The sequence below is a fragment of the Metabacillus mesotrionivorans genome, from assembly GCF_052171315.1.
Lineage (GTDB): Bacteria > Bacillota > Bacilli > Bacillales > Bacillaceae > Bacillus_P.
This window is the reverse complement of sequence record NZ_JBQMFF010000002.1, coordinates 183256-203663: the sequence shown is the minus strand read 5'-3', so window position 1 is coordinate 203663 and position 20408 is coordinate 183256. Positions and strand designations below refer to the sequence as shown.

The following is a 20408-nucleotide window of genomic DNA, read 5'->3' as shown; positions in this document are numbered from 1 at the left end:
AGAAAACATTTCAAATCTGCCGCTGCAATCGGGTTTGACAAAAGAGATGCTGTGACATACATTAGAATTAGCTTTTATTTAAATTTTCCATACCATCATCCTCAAAAAAGGGGTTTTGTTATATGTTAGGTGCCGTTCTTAACTAATCCGTAATTTCATACGGTCTTTCAGGTAGCGCCAGCGCTCAAAATGTTGTGATTTGAAGCGCTTATTTAATCATGCGCTTGAAGGATAAGTTAAGAACAAATCATAGCATATGAGAGGTACCTGCTCAGGGGCTGTGTCTATTTGCACAGTTTTTTCTTTTTCACTAAAGGATGAGCAGTATGGAAAATGAAAGCATTCCATTAACCATTTCAGCCGCAATGAACAGGTTTGTTCATTGCGGCTTTTTTGTGTTCATTTACTAATAGGAGGTTAACCCATTGAATCAGCATACATTTGACATATTGAATTTTGAAACGATTAAGGAAACAGCCGCTTCTTTTGCCATGACAGAGTCCGGGAGAAAAAGAATCAGGGGCTTGCAGCCGCTTTTTCATGCAAAGCAAATCCGCGCGCTGCTGGCGGAAACGGATGAAGCCTGCGCCATTTTGGAAAAGAGCTCAAGTGTGCCGGTTTCAGGGCTTGAAGGAATAGAAGGAATCACAGGCATGCTGCACAAAGGAACACCACTGAGGACCCATCATTTGACGCAGCTTCTTTCTTTTATTGAAGATTGCCTGAAAATGAAAAGGTTTATGAAGGACAAAGAAATGCTGGCACCACGAGTTGCCTCTTATGTTTACGGAATTGAAGAACTGCCGGATCTGGCTGCTGAAATAACGCGCTGCATCCGAAACGGAATGGTGGATGATCTTGCAAGCAAAGACCTTTCAAAAGTGAGAAAGCAGCTTGCAATCGCACTTGACAGACTGAAAGAAAAGCTGAACAGCATGGTGAAATCACCAAAATACAAAACCTACTTGCAGGACAGCACCATCAGTGAACGCGGAGGGAGGCTCTGTCTTTCTGTGAAAAGAGAGTACAAAGGCAAAATTAGGGGTTCGATTCTGGATACATCTGCTTCAGGATCAACCATTTACCTTGAGCCTGAAGAAGCAGGAGCGCTGCAGGATCAAATCGATTTTTTAGCAGCTCAGGAAGAAGTTGAAACAGAAAAAGTGCTGAGCTACTTAACGGGACTTGCAGAAGCAAGTGAAAAAGAGCTGCAGCAGTCCATTGAAGTCATGGTGCATTATGACGCTTTGTTTGCCAAAGCAAAGTACAGCAGATCAATTGACGGGGCATCTCCGTCCATCAATGAAGAGAAGGTCATTTCACTTATTCATGCCAAACATCCGTTGCTTGGCTCTGGTGCTGTTTCCCTTACAATTGAAATAGGGAGTGAATTTCAGTCTCTTGTCATCACTGGTCCTAACACTGGGGGAAAAACGGTCGTTCTGAAAACAGTCGGCCTGCTCGTTTTAATGGCTCAGTCGGGCTTTCACATTCCAGCAAAAAAAGACAGTTCAATCGGTATCTGCAGACAGATTCTGCTTGATATCGGGGACGGGCAGAGCATCGAGCAGAACTTGAGCACGTTCAGCTCTCATATGACCAATATCATTTCAATTTTAAAGCAGACAAACGAATACACACTTGTTCTGCTTGATGAACTTGGATCAGGAACAGATCCGGGAGAGGGAATGGGCCTTGCGCAGGTCATCCTGGAGAAAATTCATCAAAAAGGCGCGACATTGCTTGCGACAACGCACTACAGTGAAATAAAAGAATTTGCTGACAGTACGGATGGATTTATGAATGGGTCGATGGAATTTGATCTGGAGACTCTTAAGCCCACATACCGCTTGAAGATCGGCCAGGGGGGGGGAAGCCAGGCTTTTTCCATCGCACTCCGTCTCGGCATGCATCCTGAACTGATTGAAAAAGCGCATCAGATCACATATAAGGAAGCGAAAAAGTATGCAACGGATAGTTACGATCTTTTAGAAAGGAAAGAGCTTGAAAAACAAATTTCCGTAGTGAAGCACAGGCCAAAGCGTACAAAGACAGATGAAGCGGTTCATGTAACCTTCAGTCAGGGAGACAATGTACAGATTAAAGCAACCGGGGACTACGCGATCGTTCACAGCGGACCAGACAAAGCCGGAAACTATATGGTTCTTGTAAAGGGCGAAAAACAAACCATCAATCACAAACGCATTCAGCTCCACATTGCCGCAAAAGAGCTGTATCCGGAAGATTATGATTTTGACATCCTGTTTGAAAGTGCAGAAAACCGGAAAAAGGCCGCGCAAATGAAAAAGAGGCATTCGGATGTGACGATTTTCAGGGAGGAGTGAGGGTGCTGGTTCGACGGTATTAAAAATCAGGAGTAGTGCTGAAAAAAAGTTTAACAGCTCAAACTCGATTGAGTGAAGTCAGCTTAGTGCTGCAAACACGGTTTAACAGCACAAACTCAGTTGAGTAAAGTTAGCATAGAGTTGCAGACTCATGTTAGCAGCACAAACTCGGTTGAGCGAAAACAGCTTACTGCTGTAAACTCGGTTTAACAGCACAAACTCGGTTGAGCGAAGACAGCTTAGTGCTGCAAACTCGTGTTAGCAGCACAAACTCGATTGAGCGAAGACAGCTTAGTGCTGCAGACTCGTGTTAGCAGCACAAACTCAGTTGAGCGAAGACAGCTTAGTGCTACAAACTGGGGTTAACAGCACAAACTCGGTTGAACGAAGTCAACTTAGTGCTGCAAACTCAGGTTAACAGCACAAACTCAGTTGAGCGAAGACAGCTTAGTGCTGCAAACTCGGGTTAACAGCACAAACTCAATTGAGCGAAGTCAACTTAGTGCTGCAAACTCGGCTTAACAGCACAAACTCAGTACTGGGACTTCACGTAATTGCTGCAAACCGCAGCAGCTTTCAACCAAAAAGAAGAGGGGCATCATTGCCCCTCTTCTTCCATTTCCTCTTTGTCTTCATCAACGACATCGCTGTCGGTTTCTTCATTCACTTCTTCTTCCATTTCATTGTCCATTTCTTCCTGTTCGCTGTCGCTGCATGCGGCAAGTCCGCTCAGCATGATGGCGAGAGTCATTCCTGCAGCAAGTCCTTTTTTCTTCCAGTTCATTAGATTTCCTCCTCAATCTGGTGTTTGTACTCTCTATTTACCCTGGATGATCTTTCCTAAACAGCCTTTTTATTGAAGTACGTATAATTGAATGCCTGAGCGGCGGTTTCCATTATGGTTCAGATGTCAGGGCATCAGCAGCAAGTAAAGCTCCTGTTGCCTGCAAATATCCGCCAAACCAGCCCAGCGCCCGGCCTTTTTCAGGCAGTTCCTTTAAAAAATAGACGCCGCTGACAGCGTCAATGAAAGCTCCGCCGGCAATCAGCACATATCCTGCGGTCAGCTGTTCTTTAAATAGCCGATCCAGGGCGTAAGAAGCAGCAATGGCTTCTGCAGCGGCGCCGATTGACTGAACAGTATTGCCAATCACATCAAGTTGATAACCTTCCCGAAGATCGCCTGACAAGAGAGGTACTCTCGCCGCAGCATTTGCAGAATTGCCGGCAGCCTGCACCCATGCGCCAAAAGCACTTAGACGGTTTTGGGGTTCACCGGATCTGACAGCAGCCTGAAGTGCGTTGCCGGATGCTTCCACGGCGTTCCCTGCTCCGGTTGCCTTAAGTGCAGCGCGTTCAGACCCTGTAAGGGCAATGGTTTCACCCGAAGCATTCAGGAGGGTGCCGCCCACAATCAGCCAGGCTCCGAAAACATCAATGTTCTTTTTTTCTTCATTCATGCTTTCCCCTCATTTCGAACAGATTTACTGTATTCTATGAGAGAATCCCCGAGTGTTGAGTCCTGAATTTATCTTCCGCACGTAAACATCATTTTCAGCTTCATAATTTTATACATAAATGCAGCGTTGCGGCCTTTTTCCGTTTCCCGGTTTATTTTAGGGCGGAGGCATTCTATAAAAGCACGGTCGCACTCACAGGATGAACGTCCGCTGTCGAGACACAGATCATGCTTCTGGCAGCATGCATCCACATCGTTGATTGGCATACCCGGTCCGCTGCACCCGGGACCGCACCATCTGTACTCGGGAAAAATACAGCGGGACCTTCTTTGTCTTTTTCTTTGATTTGACACGGTTTACATCTCCTTGTCTATTTCATCTATTCCTATTTATATGAGAATTGAGTTCACAAGGAATTGGCAATCATCACGATTTTCGAAAATAGAATGAAAAAGTCGCCGTTTGCTGAATGGCAAAGTGGGTATTATAAAAACGTACGTGCATCAGAGATTCAGCGAAGAAAGGGGAAAATGCCTGTGTCTGAGCAGAGAGTCCAGCTCCACGAATTCAACAATCTGACAAAATCGCTTAGCTTTAACATGTATGACATTTGCTATACAAAAACAAAAGAAGAACGGGAAGCCTACATAAACTATATAGACGAGCAGTATAATGCCGAACGGCTGACAAAGATTTTAAAGAATGTGACAGAGATTATCGGCGCTCATGTCCTGAATATTGCCCAGCAGAATTATGTGCCTCAGGGTGCAAGTGTGACCATTCTTGTATCTGAAGGACCGGTCGTTGAAGTGCCTGAAGAGTCCTATGCGGAATCTCCGGGACCGCTGCCTGATTCTGTGGTGATGCAGCTTGATAAGAGCCACATAACGGTTCATACATATCCTGAGTATCATCCGAATGAAGGCATCAGCACCTTCAGAGCAGATATTGACGTATCTACATGCGGAGAAATTTCACCGCTTAAAGCCCTGAACTACCTGATTCATTCGTTTGATACGGATATTATGACAATGGATTACCGGGTCAGAGGGTTCACGCGCGACATCAATGGGGAAAAGCTGTTTATCGACCATGACATTAATTCCATTCAGAACTACATACCCCAATCGGTAAAAGAGGCATACGACATGATTGACGTGAACGTGTATCCCCAGAATATTTTTCATACGAAATGCAAACTGAAGGAGTTTGACCTGAACAACTATTTGTTTGGCTATACGAAGGACAAGCTGACGAAAAACGAACGGAACGAGATTACAGACAGACTGAAAATTGAAATGGATGAAATCTTTTACGGAAAAAATATAAAGCCGTTTAAAGGATAATACTTCGGGGGTTTCCTAAAAGGAGACCCCTTTCTGCTTTTCAATTGCAGGCTGTTGGATTATCATTAGGTCAAAGAATGGCAGGGAATGGGGGGACAAAACATGAAGCCGGTAACGGAAATCAGAAGCATTATGAAACTGTCTGGCGGCAGTGCGGCTCAGGCGGAAGATGAGATTGTGACGGAATATCCCCTCACTGTTAAACTGAACGGGGAAGAGGCTGTCACAATGGTCAGCTCTCCCGAATTTCTCGAAGATATGGTGATAGGCTATTTGGCATCTGAAGGCTTTATTTCAAAGCTTGAAGACATAAAGCAGATTTGGATACAGGAAAAAGAAGGATTTGCCCATGTCACCCTTTCTAAAGAAAACCGTATCATCCAAATGCAGAACAAACGCTATCTTACCTCTTGCTGCGGCATGAGCAGGCCGGGCTTTGTTTTTGTCAACGATGCCAGAGTCGTAAAGCCTCTCAAACCAAATACATCGATTCATGCGGATGCGTGCTTTTCCCTGATGAATGAACTGCAGCGCACTGCGGACATTTTTCAAAGCACAGGAGGCGTTCACAATGCAGCGCTTTGCGATGAAAACGGCATAATCGTAAGCAGAATGGATATTGGCAGGCACAATGCCCTTGATAAGCTTTACGGCTATTGCTTAAAAAACGCCATCAGCACAAGAGGGAAAATCCTTGTTTTCAGCGGAAGAATATCCTCTGAAATTCTTCTCAAAACCGCAAAAATAGGCTGTGAAATCGTGCTTTCAAAATCAGCTCCGACAACGCTTGCACTGAATCTGGCAGAGGAACTTGGCATCACAGCCGTAGGATTTATCCGGAACAGTTCATTAAATATATATACACATTCCAATAGAATTAAGATTTCATAGAAGGGAGGAAAATAAATGATCCTGGATTCATTGGACAGGCCGCTAAGAGATTTGCGCATATCTGTTACAGACAGATGCAATTTCCGCTGCAGCTACTGCATGCCGGAACATCTTTTCGGAAAAGATTATCCTTTTTTATCATCTGACCGCATTCTCACATTTGAAGAGATTCATAGACTGGCTGAGATCTTTGCTTCACTCGGTACGCAGAAAATCCGGCTTACGGGAGGCGAGCCTCTTCTTAGAAGAGAACTTCCGGTCCTGATTGCCATGCTTAGAAATGTCGACGGAATAAACGATATCGGACTGACCACAAACGGGTCATTATTGAAAACGTTCGCCTCTGAGCTTGCTGAAGCAGGATTAAAGAGAGTAACGGTGAGTCTTGATGCGCTGAATCGTGATCTCTTTTTATCCATGAATGGCAAGAGAGGCGAAGCAGCCCAGGTGATAGGAGGAATTGAGGCAGCGGCAGGAGCCGGCCTTTCTGTGAAAATAAACATGGTTGTCCAAAAAGGTGTAAATGAGACGGAAATTCTGCCCATGGCTTCTTTTTTTAAAGAAAAAGGACACACGCTGAGGTTCATCGAATATATGGATGTCGGCAATGCAAACGGGTGGGAGCTCTCTCAAGTGGCATCAAAGCAGGAAATACTGCAGGTGATTGAGGACAAATACCCTCTTAAAGCGATACCGCCGGCATATCCTGGCGAGGTTGCCTCAAGGTATGAATACATGGACGGTTCCGGTGAGATTGGCGTCATTTCATCGGTAACGGATTCTTTTTGTTCGTCATGCTCCAGGGCCAGAATTTCAGCTGAGGGAACTCTATATACATGCCTGTTTGCTTCAAAAGGCCATGACTTAAGATCTTTGCTTCGTTCAAATATAGATGACGCCATGCTAAAAGCAGAGATTGCGAACGTCTGGAATCTCCGCCATGACCGTTATTCAGATGAACGGATGAATAAGAAAGAAGCCAGACAAAAGATTGAAATGTCCCATATAGGAGGGTAGCCGTGATCGAAATTAGAACCCCAATCCCAGTCTCAGAAGCTGTAAATCTAGTAATGGCTCATGCCGTTCGCGGCAGCGCGGAACATATTCCTCTTGAGGAGTCTTACGGCCGATTTCTCGCACAAGATCTCATTGCTGATCATGATGTTCCGCCGTTTGACCGCTCCCCCTATGATGGATATGCTGTCAGATCTGTTGATACAGCAGGACTCTCAGGAGAAAAGAGAGCAGCCTTTCGAGTTGTTGGAGAAATCGGTGCAGGATCTGTTTTTGAAGGAAAAATCGGATACATGCAGGCAGTAAGAATTATGACAGGGGCCAAGCTGCCTGAAGGGGCTGATGCCGTTGTGATGCTCGAGCTGACAAAACCTCTTGCCGGGTCAAAAGTGGAATTAAAGAGAGAGATGAAGCAGGGCGAAAACATTTCATTCCGGGGAGAAGACACAAGGAGCGGTACAGTCCTTGCTGAAAAGGGCTCTTTCATTACACCGGGACTATCAGCCCTTCTGGCAGCGTTCGGGTATGCAAAAGTTCCCGCTGCTAAAAAACCGGTTATTGGCGTTCTTACAACAGGGAGCGAGCTTCTGAACCCTGATGAACCCCTCGAGGACGGAAAAATCCGCAACAGCAATACATATATGCTCCTCTCCCAAATTAAACGGGCAGGAGGAGAACCTCTTTACTTTGGCAAATTCAGCGATGACCTTGATCAGTGCACAGAGGCCGTTCAGGATGCCCTCTTAAAAGTGGATGTGCTGCTTACGACAGGCGGAGTTTCAGTCGGTGACTATGATTATTTGCCCCATATTTATAAAAGAATTGGCGCATCCGTCCTCTTTAATAAGATTGCCATGAGGCCCGGAAGCGTAACGACGGTGGCTGAACACCGCGGGAAACTCCTCTTTGGTCTTTCGGGAAATCCTTCAGCCTGTTTCGTCGGTTTTGAACTGTTTGTCAGGCCCGTGATCAGGTTCTGCTGCTTCAGCAGAAAGCCCCACATCAGAAAAGAAAAAGCCGTTTTGGGAAAGCATTTTGAGAAAGCAAATCCCTTTACAAGGTTTGTCCGCGGAACCGTTGTCTATGAAGACGGGGCTTTGAAAGCTGTGCCGTCAGGCTTTGATAAATCAAGCGCCGTTTCATCACTGGCTGATGCAAATGCCCTGATAGTGCTTCCGGGCGGAACAAGAGGATATAAAGAGGGAATGATGACGGACATTCTTTTGCTGGACGATCAAAAGGGAAGTGATTGGCTTTGGGTGAACAACGCGCCATCCTTCAGATAACAGGCTTTCAGAATTCAGGAAAGACCGCCGTGATGGAACAGCTGATCAAAAAGGCACACAATGAAGGCTATAAGGCTGGGACAATCAAACATCACGGCCACGGCGGAACTCCTGATCAGATCGTGAAAGAAAAAGACAGCGGGAAGCATTTAATGGCCGGCTCAAAGCTTGCAGGAGTTGAAGGAGGCGGCGTTCTTCAGCTGTCGCTTGGATCTGGATCATGGACGCTTGAAGAACTGCTGAAGATCTACAGCATGCTTGATTTGGATCTCATTTTAATTGAAGGCTATAAACATGAACTGTATCCAAAAGCAGTGTGCATACGAAACGAACAGGACCTCAGTCTCCTTGAACTGAATGGAATTGTTTGTGTCATTGCGGATAAGAAGGAAATGGTTCATACAAGTGTGCCTGTTTTCAGTTTTCATGATGAGGAGCATCTCTATTTGGATTTTTTAATGAAGGTTGTGAAAAAACAGTATGAATCAAAGTCTATTTGAACTAACAGAAAAGCCGATATCAGCAGAAGAAACGGCAAACAAAGTAGCAAACCGAAATGCCGGTGCCATTACCTTATTTATCGGAACGGTTCGCGAAATGACAAATGGAAAGAGAACGCTGTTTCTGGAATACCAGGCATATAAGCCGATGGCAGAAAAAATGCTCATGCAAATCGGAAAAGAAATAAGTGAAAAATGGCCGGGCACAGCAGCAGCCATTACACACAGAACCGGCAGGCTTGAGATTTCAGAAGCGGCTGTCGTCATTGCCGTTTCATCCCCTCACCGAAAGGCAGCCTATGAAGCCAATGAATATGCGATCGAACGAATTAAAGAAATCGTCCCTATTTGGAAAAAAGAGCATTGGGATGACGGCATGGAATGGATCGGGAACCAGCTTGAGACTGTTTCCTATCCGGAAGGCAAACCCGGGAAAGGAGAGCTTGCATGATTACCATACTTTTTTTCGCCCATCTTGGGGACCAGGCCGGAGAAAGCAGCGTTCAAATGCAGGCTGCCGGCATGACTGCAGGTGAAATGAAAGCGGTTCTCTCTGAAACCTACATGCTTAAGGGCATTTATACGGCGATGATCGCAGTTAATGAAGAATTTGCAGATGACAGCACCATACTGAATGATGGAGATACGATCGCCTTTATACCGCCTGTGAGCGGCGGATAAACCCGGGAACATGCCCGGGTTTCGTTTAGCTTCATTAAGTAAACGCTTTCATATAATTTCCGAAAAGGAATTCAAACGATGGAAAAAGAAATACAGAGAGAGGTTTCTTTGAAAGGAGAGGTTCTTTTGTCTGAAAAACAGTTTATTCAAGTGAATAAGCGGACGGTTTATGCTGATGAAAATCAATCAGCACTTCAGCTGTTAAAAAGTCACGGGACAGACGTTCCTTCCGTTTGCTACCACGAGAGTCTTGGGCCGATTGAGACGTGCGACACATGCCTTATTAAAGTGAACGGTGAATTTAGAAGAGCCTGTTCAACTGAGATACATCCTGGAGATGTACTGGATACAGAATCTCCCGAGGTGAAAGAGGCACAGCTCATCGCGATGGACAGAATCCTGCAAAATCATGAATTGTACTGCACGGTTTGCGACTACAACAACGGCGGATGCGATATACATAATACGGTAAAAGCGATGAAAATCAATCATCAGAGCATTCCTTTTACTCAGAAACCTTACAAAGAAGATATGTCCAATCCATTTTACAGATATGATCCTGATCAGTGCATTCTGTGTGGAAGATGTGTGGAAGCGTGCCAGAACGTTCAAGTAACAGAAACGCTTTCCATTGACTGGGAGCGAGAGAAGCCCCGTGTCATTTGGGACAACGGTGTTCCCATTAATGAATCTTCATGCGTCTCCTGCGGCCACTGCTCAACTGTGTGTCCTTGCAATGCCATGATGGAAAAAGGGATGCTTGGGGAAGCTGGTTATCTGACTGGAATCAGCAAACAGACGCTCCGTCCCATGATTGAACTGACGAAAAATGTGGAAACCGGCTACGGCTCTATTCTCGCCATTTCGGATATGGAATCTGCTATGAGGGATGAGAACATCAAGAAAACAAAAACGGTTTGCACCTATTGCGGAGTCGGATGCAGCTTTGACATTTGGACAAAAGACCGCAAGATCCTTAAAGTGGAACCCCATCCGGATGCTCCTGCAAACGGAATCTCCACATGCATCAAAGGAAAGTTCGGCTGGGATTTTGTAAACAGTGAAGAAAGGCTGACAAAACCCTTGATCCGAGAAGGAAACCACTTCAGAGAAGCAGAATGGGAAGAAGCTCTGTCCCTGATTGCAAAAAAATTCACTGAAATTAAAAGTGAGTACGGTCCGGATGCTCTGAGCTTCATCAGCTCTTCCAAATGTACGAATGAAGAATCGTATCTGATGCAAAAGCTTGCAAGAGCGGTCATCGGGACGAATAACATTGATAACTGTTCCAGGTACTGTCAGACTCCGGCCACAATGGGACTTTTCCGCACAGTCGGGTACGGCGGCGACTCTGGGACGATCAAAGACATAGAAGCGGCAGAACTGGTCCTGATCATCGGCTCAAACACGTCTGAATCTCATCCCGTGTTATCAACGAGGGTTAAGCGTGCCAACAAGCTTAACAGCCAAAAGCTGATCGTGGCGGATCTCAGAAAGCATGAAATGGCAGAGCGGTCTGATCTGTTTATCCAGCCTGCTTCGGGAACGGATCTTGTGTGGCTTTCAGCTGTAACAAATTACATGATTGAACAGGGATGGGAAGACCGCCAGTTTCTTAAAAATAGAGTCAATGGATTTGAAGACTACCTCTCAAGCATCAAGAAATTCACGCTTGATGAAGCAGAAAAGCTTTCAGGAATTCCAAAAGAGCAGATGATTCGAATCGCAAAAATGATTCACGAAGCGGAAAGCACGGTTGTCCTCTGGGCCATGGGCGTGACGCAGCACTCAGGCGGAAGTGATACAAGCACGGCCATTTCAAATCTGCTTCTTGTAACGGGCAATTATGGCAGACCTCATACCGGCGCGTATCCGCTGAGAGGCCATAACAATGTCCAGGGGGCAAGCGACTTCGGCAGCATGCCTGACCGGCTGCCGTCCTACGAAAAAATAACGGACGATACTGTCAGAGAAAAGTACGAGAGAGCCTGGAGAGTGAAACTTCCTGCCGAGCCAGGCCTCAACAATCATGAAATGGTTGCCGGCATTCATGACGGCAGTGTAAAAGCGATGTATTTAAAAGGGGAAGAAATGGGTGTAGTGGACTCTAATATGAACGATGTTCATGCCGCTTATGAAAAGCTCGACTTTTTTGTTGTACAGGATTTATTTCTTTCAAAAACAGCCGAATTTGCAGATGTTGTCCTGCCGGCAAGTCCTAGTCTTGAAAAAGAAGGGACCTTCACAAACACAGAACGGAGAGTTCAAAGACTCTACGAAGTGCTGGAACCTCTTGGAGATTCCAAACCTGACTGGAAGATCATTATGGATATTGCCAATCAGCTTGGCGCAGGCTGGACCTATGATCACCCTTCAGACATTATGGCAGAAGCAGCACAGCTTGCTCCTCTTTTTGCAGGAGTCACTTACGAACGTCTTGAAGGCTACAGCAGTCTTGTCTGGCCGGTAAAGCCGGACGGTACAGATACACCCGTCCTCTTTTTGGATGAGTTTCCTTTTCCGGACGGCAAGGCGCGCCTTCATCCGGTGGAATGGACAAGACCGGTTGAATTTGACGAAGAATTTGACATCCATGTAAACAACGGCCGTCTGCTGGAACATTTCCATGAAGGCAATATGACATACAAATCCGAAGGGATTACATCCAAAACACCGCGGACCTTCCTTGAAGTTTCACCAGAGCTCGCTTTGGAGCGGGGAATAAAAGACGGCTCTCTTGTAAGACTCATTTCACCGTATGGAAAGGTGAAAGTGCAGTGCATCGTAACAGAAAGGGTGAAGGGGAAAGAAGTTTACTTGCCGATGAATGACTCCGGGGAGGCGGCGATCAATCTGATTACGAGCAGCTATGCCGATAAAGATACAGATACCCCTGCCTATAAAGAAGTGAAGGCCAAGCTTGAAGTTCTTGAGACAGAAGGAGTGAATCCTCTGCCGCGGACAAACTTCCGTTTTGGCCATCCAAATCCGCAAAGAGGCGTTGAAGTTGAACGAAAGTGGAAACGAAAAGATTACGTGTTTCCGGGAGATCTTGTTCAAAAGGAGGGGAAAAGCAGTGGCAAAAGCGACTAAGACCATTGTCCGGCAGGAAATATCGGACGAAGTAAAAAGAAGCCGGGATTTAAGAGAAATCGAAGATGCCTTGATCACTCATAAAGAAGTGATCAAGGACACACTTGAAATCCTTGATCATATGCAGGATAAGGGCATTCTCTCGCTCATGAAAGGACTTTTTGGCCAGGGGGACAAAATCCTGGACATACTTGTAAAAACCGCTGACAACAAAGAAACAGCCAATACCATAAAAAATCTGCTTCTGATGACTGGTGTTTTGGGCATGATTAACGTCAAACAGCTTGAGCCGTTCTTAATGAAAGTGAACTCCGGAATTGCAAGAGTGGCTGTAAACAAAGAAACGAACGAAAAAACGGGCTATTTCGATCTCGCGAAATCTCTCAAAGACCCTGAAGTGAACCGGGCAGTTACCCTGCTCCTTACCTTTTTAAAGGGAATGGGGGAAGAAACGCAGCATGTAGAGAAAGGGACCAGGAGCAAAGAGGATCAGGCACGGTATAAAGATCAGACATTGGAATAAAGGTATTTGAGACAGGAGGGTTTTTCCTGTCTTTTTTGATTGAGAAAGCCGGCTCTGGGCATTCTAACAAAGATATAATGCCACATTCTTCACAGGAAATTTTTCTTATTAATAAGGATATTTTTGGATGAAAATGGTATAATTTATACAAAAAAAGGCAGGAGTGGTCATCCATATGGATCAAAAACCAATGCATTACGATGGAAGCATCCAGGCAGAAAATGAAAATGGAGCTGCAGGTGCTGCAGAAGATCTGCAAATTACCGATGAAATGAGAAAAAATCTTGGATTTAATCCATACTTTATTGAAAAAAATGAATAGACAGCAAGGACTTGATCATTCAATCAAGTCCTTTTCTTTTAAAAACCCTTACTAATTGAACCATGTTCTAAATAATCAATAAGGGTTTAAATAAAGGAACCAAAAAGACAAAAAAGCTATCAGCAAAAGAATACCGGGAGATGCGTTCTTCTAAAACTATGTTCCAAATAATCAATGATAAATATAAACACGTCTCCAAATTTCAGTCTAGCCCATCATTATAATCTCGCCCATATGGTTAAAAGGGTAAAAAGTCTTATTTTCCCTTAAGTTGCAGGAATTTCTTATAAAACATTGAATAGTTAGAACATGTAAAACTGTAAAAGGAGATGTCTTCAATGGGCGAGAAGAGAAGTGCCAGCGGGTTTTTGCTGAAGCAAAGAGCCTTTTTAAAGCTTTATATGATTCGAATGACAGAGCAGGACAGACTCTACGGCCTGAAGCTTCTTGATGTTCTGCGCGATGAGTTCAGAATTTACGGATACAGGCCAAATCATTCAGAGGTTTACAAGTCCCTGCACGAACTGATCGAGGACGGCATTCTTAAACAGGTCAAGCGGAAAAAAGAGGGGATGAAGCTTCAGGAGGTTGTGTATTATCAATTCGAGGATTACGAAAAAGCAAAGCTATATAAAAAGCAGCTGAAAACAGAGCTTGACAGATGCCAAAAACTGCTCGGAAAAGCGCTTCAGGATAATTACACATAAGAGAGAATCCGCGAGAGGATTCTCTCTTTGTTTCATCTTGTCTGCTGTTGGGTTATGATAAGAAGTGAATTGGAAGTAATGGAGGATATGAACTATGCTGCAAAGTAAAATGAAAACGTATATCCAGCATCTGATTGATGAAAAACCGGATGCGATTGGAATCTATACCACCGAAAAAATGTATGCAAAAAAGAACGGTTTTCTGCCAGAGTACGTGAAACTTGAGGAACCTGATCTTCCCCGTTTTGCAGAAGCGTACCTTGAGCGCGTTAACAAGGAAACAGAGGAGCTGATCTCTGCTGAGAACCCTGAATCCTTCCTTAAGGAAAAAGGTTCATATGTAAGAGTGAACAAATCGGAATTCATCTATATTGAATCTGACTGGTTTGACTATGTCGGGGCAGAAAACATTTCTTTTGAGCATGATGACGTGTTTTCAACCTATAAGTTCCTGCTTGGTTTAAAATATAAAAAGGCAAAAGGAACAGCGCTAAAAGAATACTTCTTGCAAAAGGCCGGGGGTAATCCTGAAGAATTCGAGGTTCTTTTCAATGATAAGGACGGAATGTGGGATGTAAATTTTGACTGCAGCTTGCTCGCGGACTTCAGCGAAGAAGATGCGCTTGAGGAAATTTTTGAAAAGCTTTACAGCTTTCTTTTTCAGCTTGCAGAAGCATTAGAAAAAACTGAATAGATACACTTTGTTAAAACCTGCAGCCATGCAGGTTTTTTCTTTTCATTGTTCAATAAATTTCAGTTCAAATGTCATTTACTGTTCATCTTCCGTTCATATTCGATTTATAAACTATGAATGTCAAGAAGAGATGGGAGGAAATAAAAGATGAATATTGCTTGGAAAGAAATCAAGAAAAATAAAATAAGATTTTTGATTTTAGGTTCAATTGTTTTTCTCGTTAGTTTATTAACATTTATCATATCTGGTTTAGCAAATGGATTATCGCAAGACAATGCTTCCCTCATTAAAGATTTGCCAAAAGGGCATTTTTATATGAATAAAGACGCAGAAGAAACTTATAACCTATCAAAAATAGACAGTGATATACAAAAAGAAATACTGAACAAACAAAAAGATGCTGTGGCATTTTCTATTCAAATGGGTTTTCTAAATGACATGGATGATAAACAGCAAAGCGTCGCCTTTGTTACATCCACTGATTCAAAGTTATTTAGTAATGTTAAAGATGGAGAAATAATTTTAGATAGCTCATTGAAGAATAAAGGTATAAAAGTTGGAGATGCCTTAACTAGTAATCAATTTAGTGGTGAGTTTATCGTAAAGGGTTTTGTTGATCAAAAGAAATATAGCCATACCCCTGTTGCTTATATAAGTATGAAGAATTATCAGGAAATGTATCGAGTGATGGAAATGCAATTGATTTTTATGCCAGGAGGAGATTCTTCACAAGAAGTTACTGGCTTACAATCATTTTCAACCAAAGATTTCCTCCATACAATTCCAAGTTATAATGCAGAACAGATGTCTTTAAATATGATTGTTTGGTTTTTGGTTGTCATTAGCGGAATGTTGTTTGCTATCTTTTTCTATATGATGAACGTTCAAAAAATTGGTTTATACGGTATTTTAAAAGCAATTGGTATAAAAACCATCAAGCTTTTTAAAATGATGTGGACACAAATGCTTTTTATTACAATCATTGCACTTACTTTGTCTATTACACTCAGCCAAGTTTTTAATATGGCTGCACCTGAAGGAATGCCTTTCCATTTAACCTTTGAAGCAACAGCACAATTATCTGTCATTTTCCTAATGATCGGTTTTATTGGAGCTACACTCTCAGGTATACAAATCCAAAAAATCGAACCTTTACAAGCAATACAGCAAGGAGAGGCTTAATATGACAATATTAACACTTGATGAAGTAAGAAAAACATTTACTAACGGTGAAGTAGAGGAAGAAATACTAAAAGGAATTAACCTGTCTCTTAAAGAAGGAGAGGTAACAGCATTAGTGGGTGCCTCGGGCTCTGGTAAAAGTACACTCCTTACAATAGCTGCAGGACTGCAGCCTGCATCAAATGGGCACGTTATATTTGATGGTAAGAATATGACTGCCATGAGTTCTGAACAGGTTCGAAAAATACGGGCAAGCAAATTTGGTTTTGTCTTTCAGTTTGCTCATCTTGTTCCTTTTCTCACAGTTGAAGAACAACTCATGCTAATGCTGGAGGTTTCTGAATCAAAATTAAGGAAACATGAACAAAAAAGAGAAGTTAATAGGATCCTGAAACTAGTTGAAATGGATCATCGGAAAACTGCTTATCCATCTTCATTATCGGGTGGGGAGAAACAGCGAGTTGCAATCGCTCGTGCAATCATCCATAAACCTAAAATTCTCTTCGCAGATGAACCAACTGCAAGTCTAGATTCGAAAAGGTCTAAAGATGTTATGTCGTTAATTCGAGATTTAACTAAAACATTAAATATTACTACATTAATGGTTACCCATGATGAAGAAATGCTTTCCTGCGTTGACCATGTCATCAAAATGAGTGATGGAATGGTTTTGCAAAACGGAAATTGAAAGCTGGAGAACACATTAATTTAAGTAAAATGTAAATGAACAGCCTGCATAATTCTACGGGGCTGTTTCTTTGTTATAATTTACTAAATGTACATTTAATGGTAAAAGCAAATATTTTAATTAAATTAAAAATAGGGGAATACAAAATGACAACCATTCTAATTGTAGATGACGATATCAATATTTTACAGCTGGTAAATATCCACTTATCCGAAGCTGGATATAAAGTATTTCAAGCAAAAGACGGTACTGAAGCGTTAGGAGTTCTTAATAGAGAAACATGTGATTTAGCAGTAGTGGACGTGATGATGCCTTTTATGGATGGTTATGCATTAACAAGGGAGATTCGAAGGGATTATGATCTGCCAGTGATTCTTTTAACAGCCAAGAATCAAATTGAGGATAAAGAAGAAGGATTTAAATCAGGGACGGATGATTATCTGGTCAAGCCATTTGAACCAAAAGAATTACACTTTAGAATTGAAGCTTTATTGCGACGATATGATAAACACTCAGATGAATTTATCATTCGCTTAGGAAATACAACGATAAATAAAAAAAACTATGAAGTTCAGATTGGGGATCGAACGATTCTTTTACCCTTAAAGGAATTCGAACTACTGTATTTTCTGGCTTTGAATCCTATGCAAGTATTTTCACGTGATCATCTAATAGAACATATTTGGGGTTTGGATTATGAAGGGGATGAACGAACTGTTGATGTTCATGTGAAAAGGTTAAGGGAACGTTTTTCAAAATTGACGGATGATTTTCAAATTAAGACAGTGCGTGGAGTTGGATATGCGCTGGAGGCAAATCGCAGATGAAATCTCTATATGTGAAGTTTGTTGTCATTACTATTGGAATTATGATTTTTAGCGGGATCTTTGCTTTTTTAATCTCCAATACGTATTATCAGCAAAAATTAAAACCTTACAATGATCAAAAAAATACAAAAATCGCATTAGATATTGCTGAATTCGCCGAGAACCATCCCGAAATAAATCTTAAAGATTATTTGAATAATATCTCTTCGACTGGGTATCAAATTTTCTTGGTTGACAATTCTGGAAATGAATCTTATTTTGGTGCACCATTTCGGGAAAATACTCTGTCTAATTCCGCTAAAGAACAAGTATTAAACGGTGATATTTTTCATGGCATTCTAAATTTTCCTCAGGAAACATTCGTCACTGGTTTTTTTGCAAACGAATTGAAGAATACGATTGGTGTTCCGTTAGCACATAATAAGGAAAAGTATGCTCTTTTCCTTAGACCGGATATTAAACTCCTTTTTAACGAGATGCATTTTTTATTTGCGTGGCTGTTGGCATTAATGATTATTATCAGTATCGTTATGGTTCTTTTTACTGCAAAATATTTAGTGAATCCAATCTCAAAACTTACAACAGCTACAAAGTCACTGTCTAATGGGTATTTTAATGTTGAACTTGATATTACTCGCCATGATGAGTTAGGAGAGCTTTCACGCAGTTTTTTACGAATGGCACGTAAACTGGAACAAATGGATGATATGAGAAAAGAGTTCATTTCGAATATTTCTCATGATATACAGTCACCGCTATCCAATATAAAAGGGTATACAAACCTATTGGAAAGTGAATCAATAAGTCCAGAAGAAAAAAGCCATTACATTTCTATCATCAATGGAGAAATTAAAAGGCTCTCTACATTAACGAAACAATTATTACTTCTTGCTTCGTTAGACCGTGATGAAGATATCATGAAAAGAAAGCCATTTAATGTTGGGGAGCAAATGAAGGAACTGGTGAGAAGCTATCAGTGGCAAATGGGTGAAAAAGGTATTACGCTCGGTTTTACATTACCAAATGTGGAAATCGTCGGGGACCCTTCTTTACTTAATACGGTTTGGGATAATCTGTTAACCAATGCCATCAAATACAATAAATCAAATGGCAGTATTGAAATATTGATTGAAGAGAAAGAAAAATCTGTATTGGTCACCTTTGAAGATACGGGGATCGGGTTGAATGATGAAGAGAAAGAAAAAATTTTTGATCGTTTTTACCGAGCAGATACCGCACGGACGCATTCAGTTGAGGGAACAGGATTGGGACTATCCATTGTTGCGGCTATTGTTAAACTGCATGGTGGACTGATTCATGTGAAGAGTATGGAAAATGAAGGAACGATCTTTGCTGTTGAATTACCTTTAAGTTAGTATGATCTTCATTTATATCCTGCATAAACCATTTAAATAAATCCGTTTGTCTACAAAAGAAGATTGAATTTATTAAACATATAAAAAAGAATTTATGGATATTTGTTGATTACTATCCATAATCCTTTAAGCCTGGATCTTCTGGCAGAACACGGCCAAAAAGCGGGACGTGAACTTTTCTGCCAGATTTTTTCTGCCCATCGGATCTGAGCAAGGCGCTTCAACTTTTGTTTTTAGGCGTTCACCCATCCGTATCTGTTACATATGTTAACAGAAAAGGTGAGAGGATGATTGGATGAGCAGAAAACCGCTTCATTACTTCCCCTGCGGCAATACAGCGAAGGGCTACTACAGTCTGTACGAATCCGTACTGGAGGGCATAAACCAGGTGTTCTTATTAGAAGGCGGGTCAAGAAGGGCAAGGTCTTTATGTATGCAGTCTGTCAGTGAAACTCTGACAGCGAACGGGGAATCACTCGATATCCTCCACTGTCCATTTCATCCGGATTGGCTGGAAGGGCTGCTTATAACAAATAAGGGAATTGCTCTTTTAGATTGCGACGTGTCAGAAATCAGGAAATTTGTTTCTGCCGATGCCATCCAGGTGATTGTTATGGAGACTGAAAACAGCCAATTGCTGTCTGCAGATCGCAAAGGCGGACTTACAGCAAGAGTGGCAGCTGAATATGAAAAGGCATATGCAGCTTTTGCTGCCTCCCTGAAAGCTCATGATGATATCGAGGATATATATATTTCACAAATGGACTTTTCAGAAGCAGATCAATTGGCACAGCGTTTGATTCAAACCTTTTACGGAGAACAGACTGCAGGTAAAACCGCAGTGGTCAAACACCGTTTTTTGGGAGCAGCCACCCCGGATGGAGCTGCAGATTTTATCCCAAATCTGACAGCAGACATAGATAAGCGCTATTTTATAAAAGGCAGAGCAGGATCCGGAAAATCAACGATGCTGAAAAAGATTGCCGCTGAAGGTGCAAACAAAGGATTTGACGTGGAAATTTATCACTGCGGTTTTGACCCGAACAGTCTTGATATGGTCATTTTGCGCGAGCTTGGACTTGCGATTTTTGACAGTACGGCCCCGCATGAATATGAACCGGAAAAAGAGTCGGATGACATAGTCGATATGTATGATTTGTGCATTGCACCAGGAACGGATGAGGCCTTTTCTGCTGAAATTGACCGAACGACTCAAGCCTATAAAGAGAAAATGAAAGATGGAATATCCTATCTTTCTAAAGCTAAAAGTCTGCTTGAGGAGCTTGAGAGAGGAAAGGGCTGTGCGGCTGAAGGACAATTCGATAGGGTCTGCAGCATCATCGTTTCTGAAATGACTGGATAAGAAAAAACCTGGAGCCCTTTAACAGCTCCAGGTTTTTTGGCTATTGAAATGGAAAGCAGTCGCCCATAAAACCGTTCTTTAAAACGAATTATTTAAAAACATGCTTCAGG

At 42.5% G+C, this 20408-nt stretch carries 21 protein-coding genes; 18 read left to right on the top strand and 3 right to left on the bottom strand.

Features of this window, described 5'->3' with window-relative positions; all coding sequences use genetic code 11:
• Positions 1-425: 425 nt before the first annotated feature.
• Positions 426-2345: an endonuclease MutS2 gene (locus tag ACTSEZ_RS05955; RefSeq protein WP_369733261.1), complete on the top strand. Its 1920-nt coding sequence runs from the start codon at positions 426-428 to the stop codon at positions 2343-2345.
• Positions 2346-2943: 598 nt separating this feature from the next.
• Here the strand turns inward: ACTSEZ_RS05955 and ACTSEZ_RS05950 are convergent.
• The 3 genes from ACTSEZ_RS05950 to ACTSEZ_RS05940 form a co-directional block, all read right to left on the bottom strand.
• Complete coding sequence (locus ACTSEZ_RS05950) at positions 2944-3129, bottom strand: hypothetical protein (RefSeq protein ID WP_369733260.1); 186 nt, start codon at positions 3127-3129, stop codon at positions 2944-2946.
• 112 nt (positions 3130-3241) lie between these two features.
• Positions 3242-3805, bottom strand: a complete 564-nt coding sequence (locus ACTSEZ_RS05945) for a DUF6944 family repetitive protein (RefSeq protein ID WP_369733259.1) — start codon at positions 3803-3805, stop codon at positions 3242-3244.
• Between the two features lie 68 nt (positions 3806-3873).
• A complete protein-coding gene (locus ACTSEZ_RS05940; RefSeq protein WP_369733258.1) occupies positions 3874-4158 on the bottom strand; it encodes a phospholipase A2 family protein in 285 nt (94 codons plus the stop codon).
• Between the two features lie 183 nt (positions 4159-4341).
• On the opposite strand from ACTSEZ_RS05940, the gene speD reads away from it, so the two are divergent.
• From speD to ACTSEZ_RS05855, 17 genes are all read left to right on the top strand, one after another.
• A complete protein-coding gene (gene speD, locus ACTSEZ_RS05935) occupies positions 4342-5151 on the top strand; it encodes an adenosylmethionine decarboxylase (protein ID WP_369733257.1) in 810 nt (269 codons plus the stop codon).
• Between the two features lie 102 nt (positions 5152-5253).
• Complete coding sequence (fdhD, locus tag ACTSEZ_RS05930) at positions 5254-6042, top strand: formate dehydrogenase accessory sulfurtransferase FdhD (RefSeq protein WP_369733256.1); 789 nt, start codon at positions 5254-5256, stop codon at positions 6040-6042.
• 15 nt (positions 6043-6057) lie between these two features.
• Positions 6058-7059 (top strand): GTP 3',8-cyclase MoaA, encoded by a 1002-nt coding sequence (gene moaA, locus ACTSEZ_RS05925; RefSeq protein WP_369733255.1) that lies wholly within the window; start codon positions 6058-6060, stop codon positions 7057-7059.
• Positions 7060-7064: 5 nt separating this feature from the next.
• Complete coding sequence (locus ACTSEZ_RS05920; RefSeq protein ID WP_369734060.1) at positions 7065-8342, top strand: molybdopterin molybdotransferase MoeA; 1278 nt, start codon at positions 7065-7067, stop codon at positions 8340-8342.
• Entirely contained in the window at positions 8312-8842 is a 531-nt protein-coding gene (gene mobB, locus ACTSEZ_RS05915; protein ID WP_369733254.1) for a molybdopterin-guanine dinucleotide biosynthesis protein B, read from the top strand. The genes ACTSEZ_RS05920 and mobB overlap by 31 nt, the downstream gene beginning before the upstream one ends.
• Positions 8823-9293 carry a molybdenum cofactor biosynthesis protein MoaE gene (locus ACTSEZ_RS05910; protein ID WP_369733253.1) on the top strand — a complete coding sequence of 157 codons (471 nt, stop codon included), beginning with the start codon at positions 8823-8825 and terminating at the stop codon, positions 9291-9293. Before mobB ends, ACTSEZ_RS05910 begins: the two co-directional genes overlap by 20 nt.
• A complete protein-coding gene (gene moaD / locus ACTSEZ_RS05905) occupies positions 9290-9523 on the top strand; it encodes a molybdopterin converting factor subunit 1 (RefSeq protein WP_369733252.1) in 234 nt (77 codons plus the stop codon). Before ACTSEZ_RS05910 ends, moaD begins: the two co-directional genes overlap by 4 nt.
• Positions 9524-9649: 126 nt before the next feature.
• Entirely contained in the window at positions 9650-12616 is a 2967-nt protein-coding gene (gene fdhF / locus ACTSEZ_RS05900) for a formate dehydrogenase subunit alpha (protein ID WP_369733251.1), read from the top strand.
• Positions 12600-13139 carry a helical membrane plugin domain-containing protein gene (locus tag ACTSEZ_RS05895; protein ID WP_369733250.1) on the top strand — a complete coding sequence of 180 codons (540 nt, stop codon included), beginning with the start codon at positions 12600-12602 and terminating at the stop codon, positions 13137-13139. Before fdhF ends, ACTSEZ_RS05895 begins: the two co-directional genes overlap by 17 nt.
• 175 nt (positions 13140-13314) lie before the next feature.
• Positions 13315-13461 (top strand): hypothetical protein, encoded by a 147-nt coding sequence (locus ACTSEZ_RS05890; protein WP_369733249.1) that lies wholly within the window; start codon positions 13315-13317, stop codon positions 13459-13461.
• A gap of 338 nt (positions 13462-13799) precedes the next feature.
• Complete coding sequence (locus tag ACTSEZ_RS05885) at positions 13800-14168, top strand: replication termination protein (protein WP_029280996.1); 369 nt, start codon at positions 13800-13802, stop codon at positions 14166-14168.
• Between the two features lie 94 nt (positions 14169-14262).
• Positions 14263-14862: a hypothetical protein gene (locus tag ACTSEZ_RS05880; RefSeq protein WP_369733248.1), complete on the top strand. Its 600-nt coding sequence runs from the start codon at positions 14263-14265 to the stop codon at positions 14860-14862.
• A gap of 147 nt (positions 14863-15009) precedes the next feature.
• Positions 15010-16044 (top strand): ABC transporter permease, encoded by a 1035-nt coding sequence (locus ACTSEZ_RS05875; RefSeq protein ID WP_369733247.1) that lies wholly within the window; start codon positions 15010-15012, stop codon positions 16042-16044.
• 1 nt (position 16045) lies between these two features.
• Positions 16046-16732, top strand: a complete 687-nt coding sequence (locus ACTSEZ_RS05870; protein WP_369733246.1) for an ABC transporter ATP-binding protein — start codon at positions 16046-16048, stop codon at positions 16730-16732.
• A 146-nt stretch (positions 16733-16878) separates the two neighbouring features.
• Positions 16879-17559 carry a response regulator transcription factor gene (locus ACTSEZ_RS05865; protein ID WP_369733245.1) on the top strand — a complete coding sequence of 227 codons (681 nt, stop codon included), beginning with the start codon at positions 16879-16881 and terminating at the stop codon, positions 17557-17559.
• Positions 17556-18935 carry a sensor histidine kinase gene (locus ACTSEZ_RS05860; RefSeq protein ID WP_369733244.1) on the top strand — a complete coding sequence of 460 codons (1380 nt, stop codon included), beginning with the start codon at positions 17556-17558 and terminating at the stop codon, positions 18933-18935. The genes ACTSEZ_RS05865 and ACTSEZ_RS05860 overlap by 4 nt, the downstream gene beginning before the upstream one ends.
• A gap of 295 nt (positions 18936-19230) precedes the next feature.
• On the top strand, positions 19231-20298 hold the full coding sequence (locus ACTSEZ_RS05855; protein WP_369733243.1) for a hypothetical protein: 1068 nt from the start codon (positions 19231-19233) through the stop codon (positions 20296-20298).
• Positions 20299-20408: the final 110 nt, after the last annotated feature.

Bases quoted from the DNA above. Each gene is read 5' to 3' on its own strand.
- ACTSEZ_RS05950 (WP_369733260.1), bottom strand. From the start codon at position 3,129: ATGAACTGGAAGAAAAAAGGACTTGCTGCAGGAATGACTCTCGCCATC.
- ACTSEZ_RS05945 (WP_369733259.1), bottom strand. From the start codon at position 3,805: ATGAATGAAGAAAAAAAGAACATTGATGTTTTCGGAGCCTGGCTGATT.
- fdhD (WP_369733256.1), top strand. From the start codon at position 5,254: ATGAAGCCGGTAACGGAAATCAGAAGCATTATGAAACTGTCTGGCGGC.
- moaA (WP_369733255.1), top strand. From the start codon at position 6,058: ATGATCCTGGATTCATTGGACAGGCCGCTAAGAGATTTGCGCATATCT.
- ACTSEZ_RS05910 (WP_369733253.1), top strand. From the start codon at position 8,823: ATGAATCAAAGTCTATTTGAACTAACAGAAAAGCCGATATCAGCAGAA.
- moaD (WP_369733252.1), top strand. From the start codon at position 9,290: ATGATTACCATACTTTTTTTCGCCCATCTTGGGGACCAGGCCGGAGAA.
- ACTSEZ_RS05890 (WP_369733249.1), top strand. From the start codon at position 13,315: ATGGATCAAAAACCAATGCATTACGATGGAAGCATCCAGGCAGAAAAT.
- ACTSEZ_RS05885 (WP_029280996.1), top strand. From the start codon at position 13,800: ATGGGCGAGAAGAGAAGTGCCAGCGGGTTTTTGCTGAAGCAAAGAGCC.
- ACTSEZ_RS05880 (WP_369733248.1), top strand. From the start codon at position 14,263: ATGCTGCAAAGTAAAATGAAAACGTATATCCAGCATCTGATTGATGAA.
- ACTSEZ_RS05875 (WP_369733247.1), top strand. From the start codon at position 15,010: ATGAATATTGCTTGGAAAGAAATCAAGAAAAATAAAATAAGATTTTTG.
- ACTSEZ_RS05870 (WP_369733246.1), top strand. From the start codon at position 16,046: ATGACAATATTAACACTTGATGAAGTAAGAAAAACATTTACTAACGGT.
- ACTSEZ_RS05865 (WP_369733245.1), top strand. From the start codon at position 16,879: ATGACAACCATTCTAATTGTAGATGACGATATCAATATTTTACAGCTG.
- ACTSEZ_RS05860 (WP_369733244.1), top strand. From the start codon at position 17,556: ATGAAATCTCTATATGTGAAGTTTGTTGTCATTACTATTGGAATTATG.
- ACTSEZ_RS05855 (WP_369733243.1), top strand. From the start codon at position 19,231: ATGAGCAGAAAACCGCTTCATTACTTCCCCTGCGGCAATACAGCGAAG.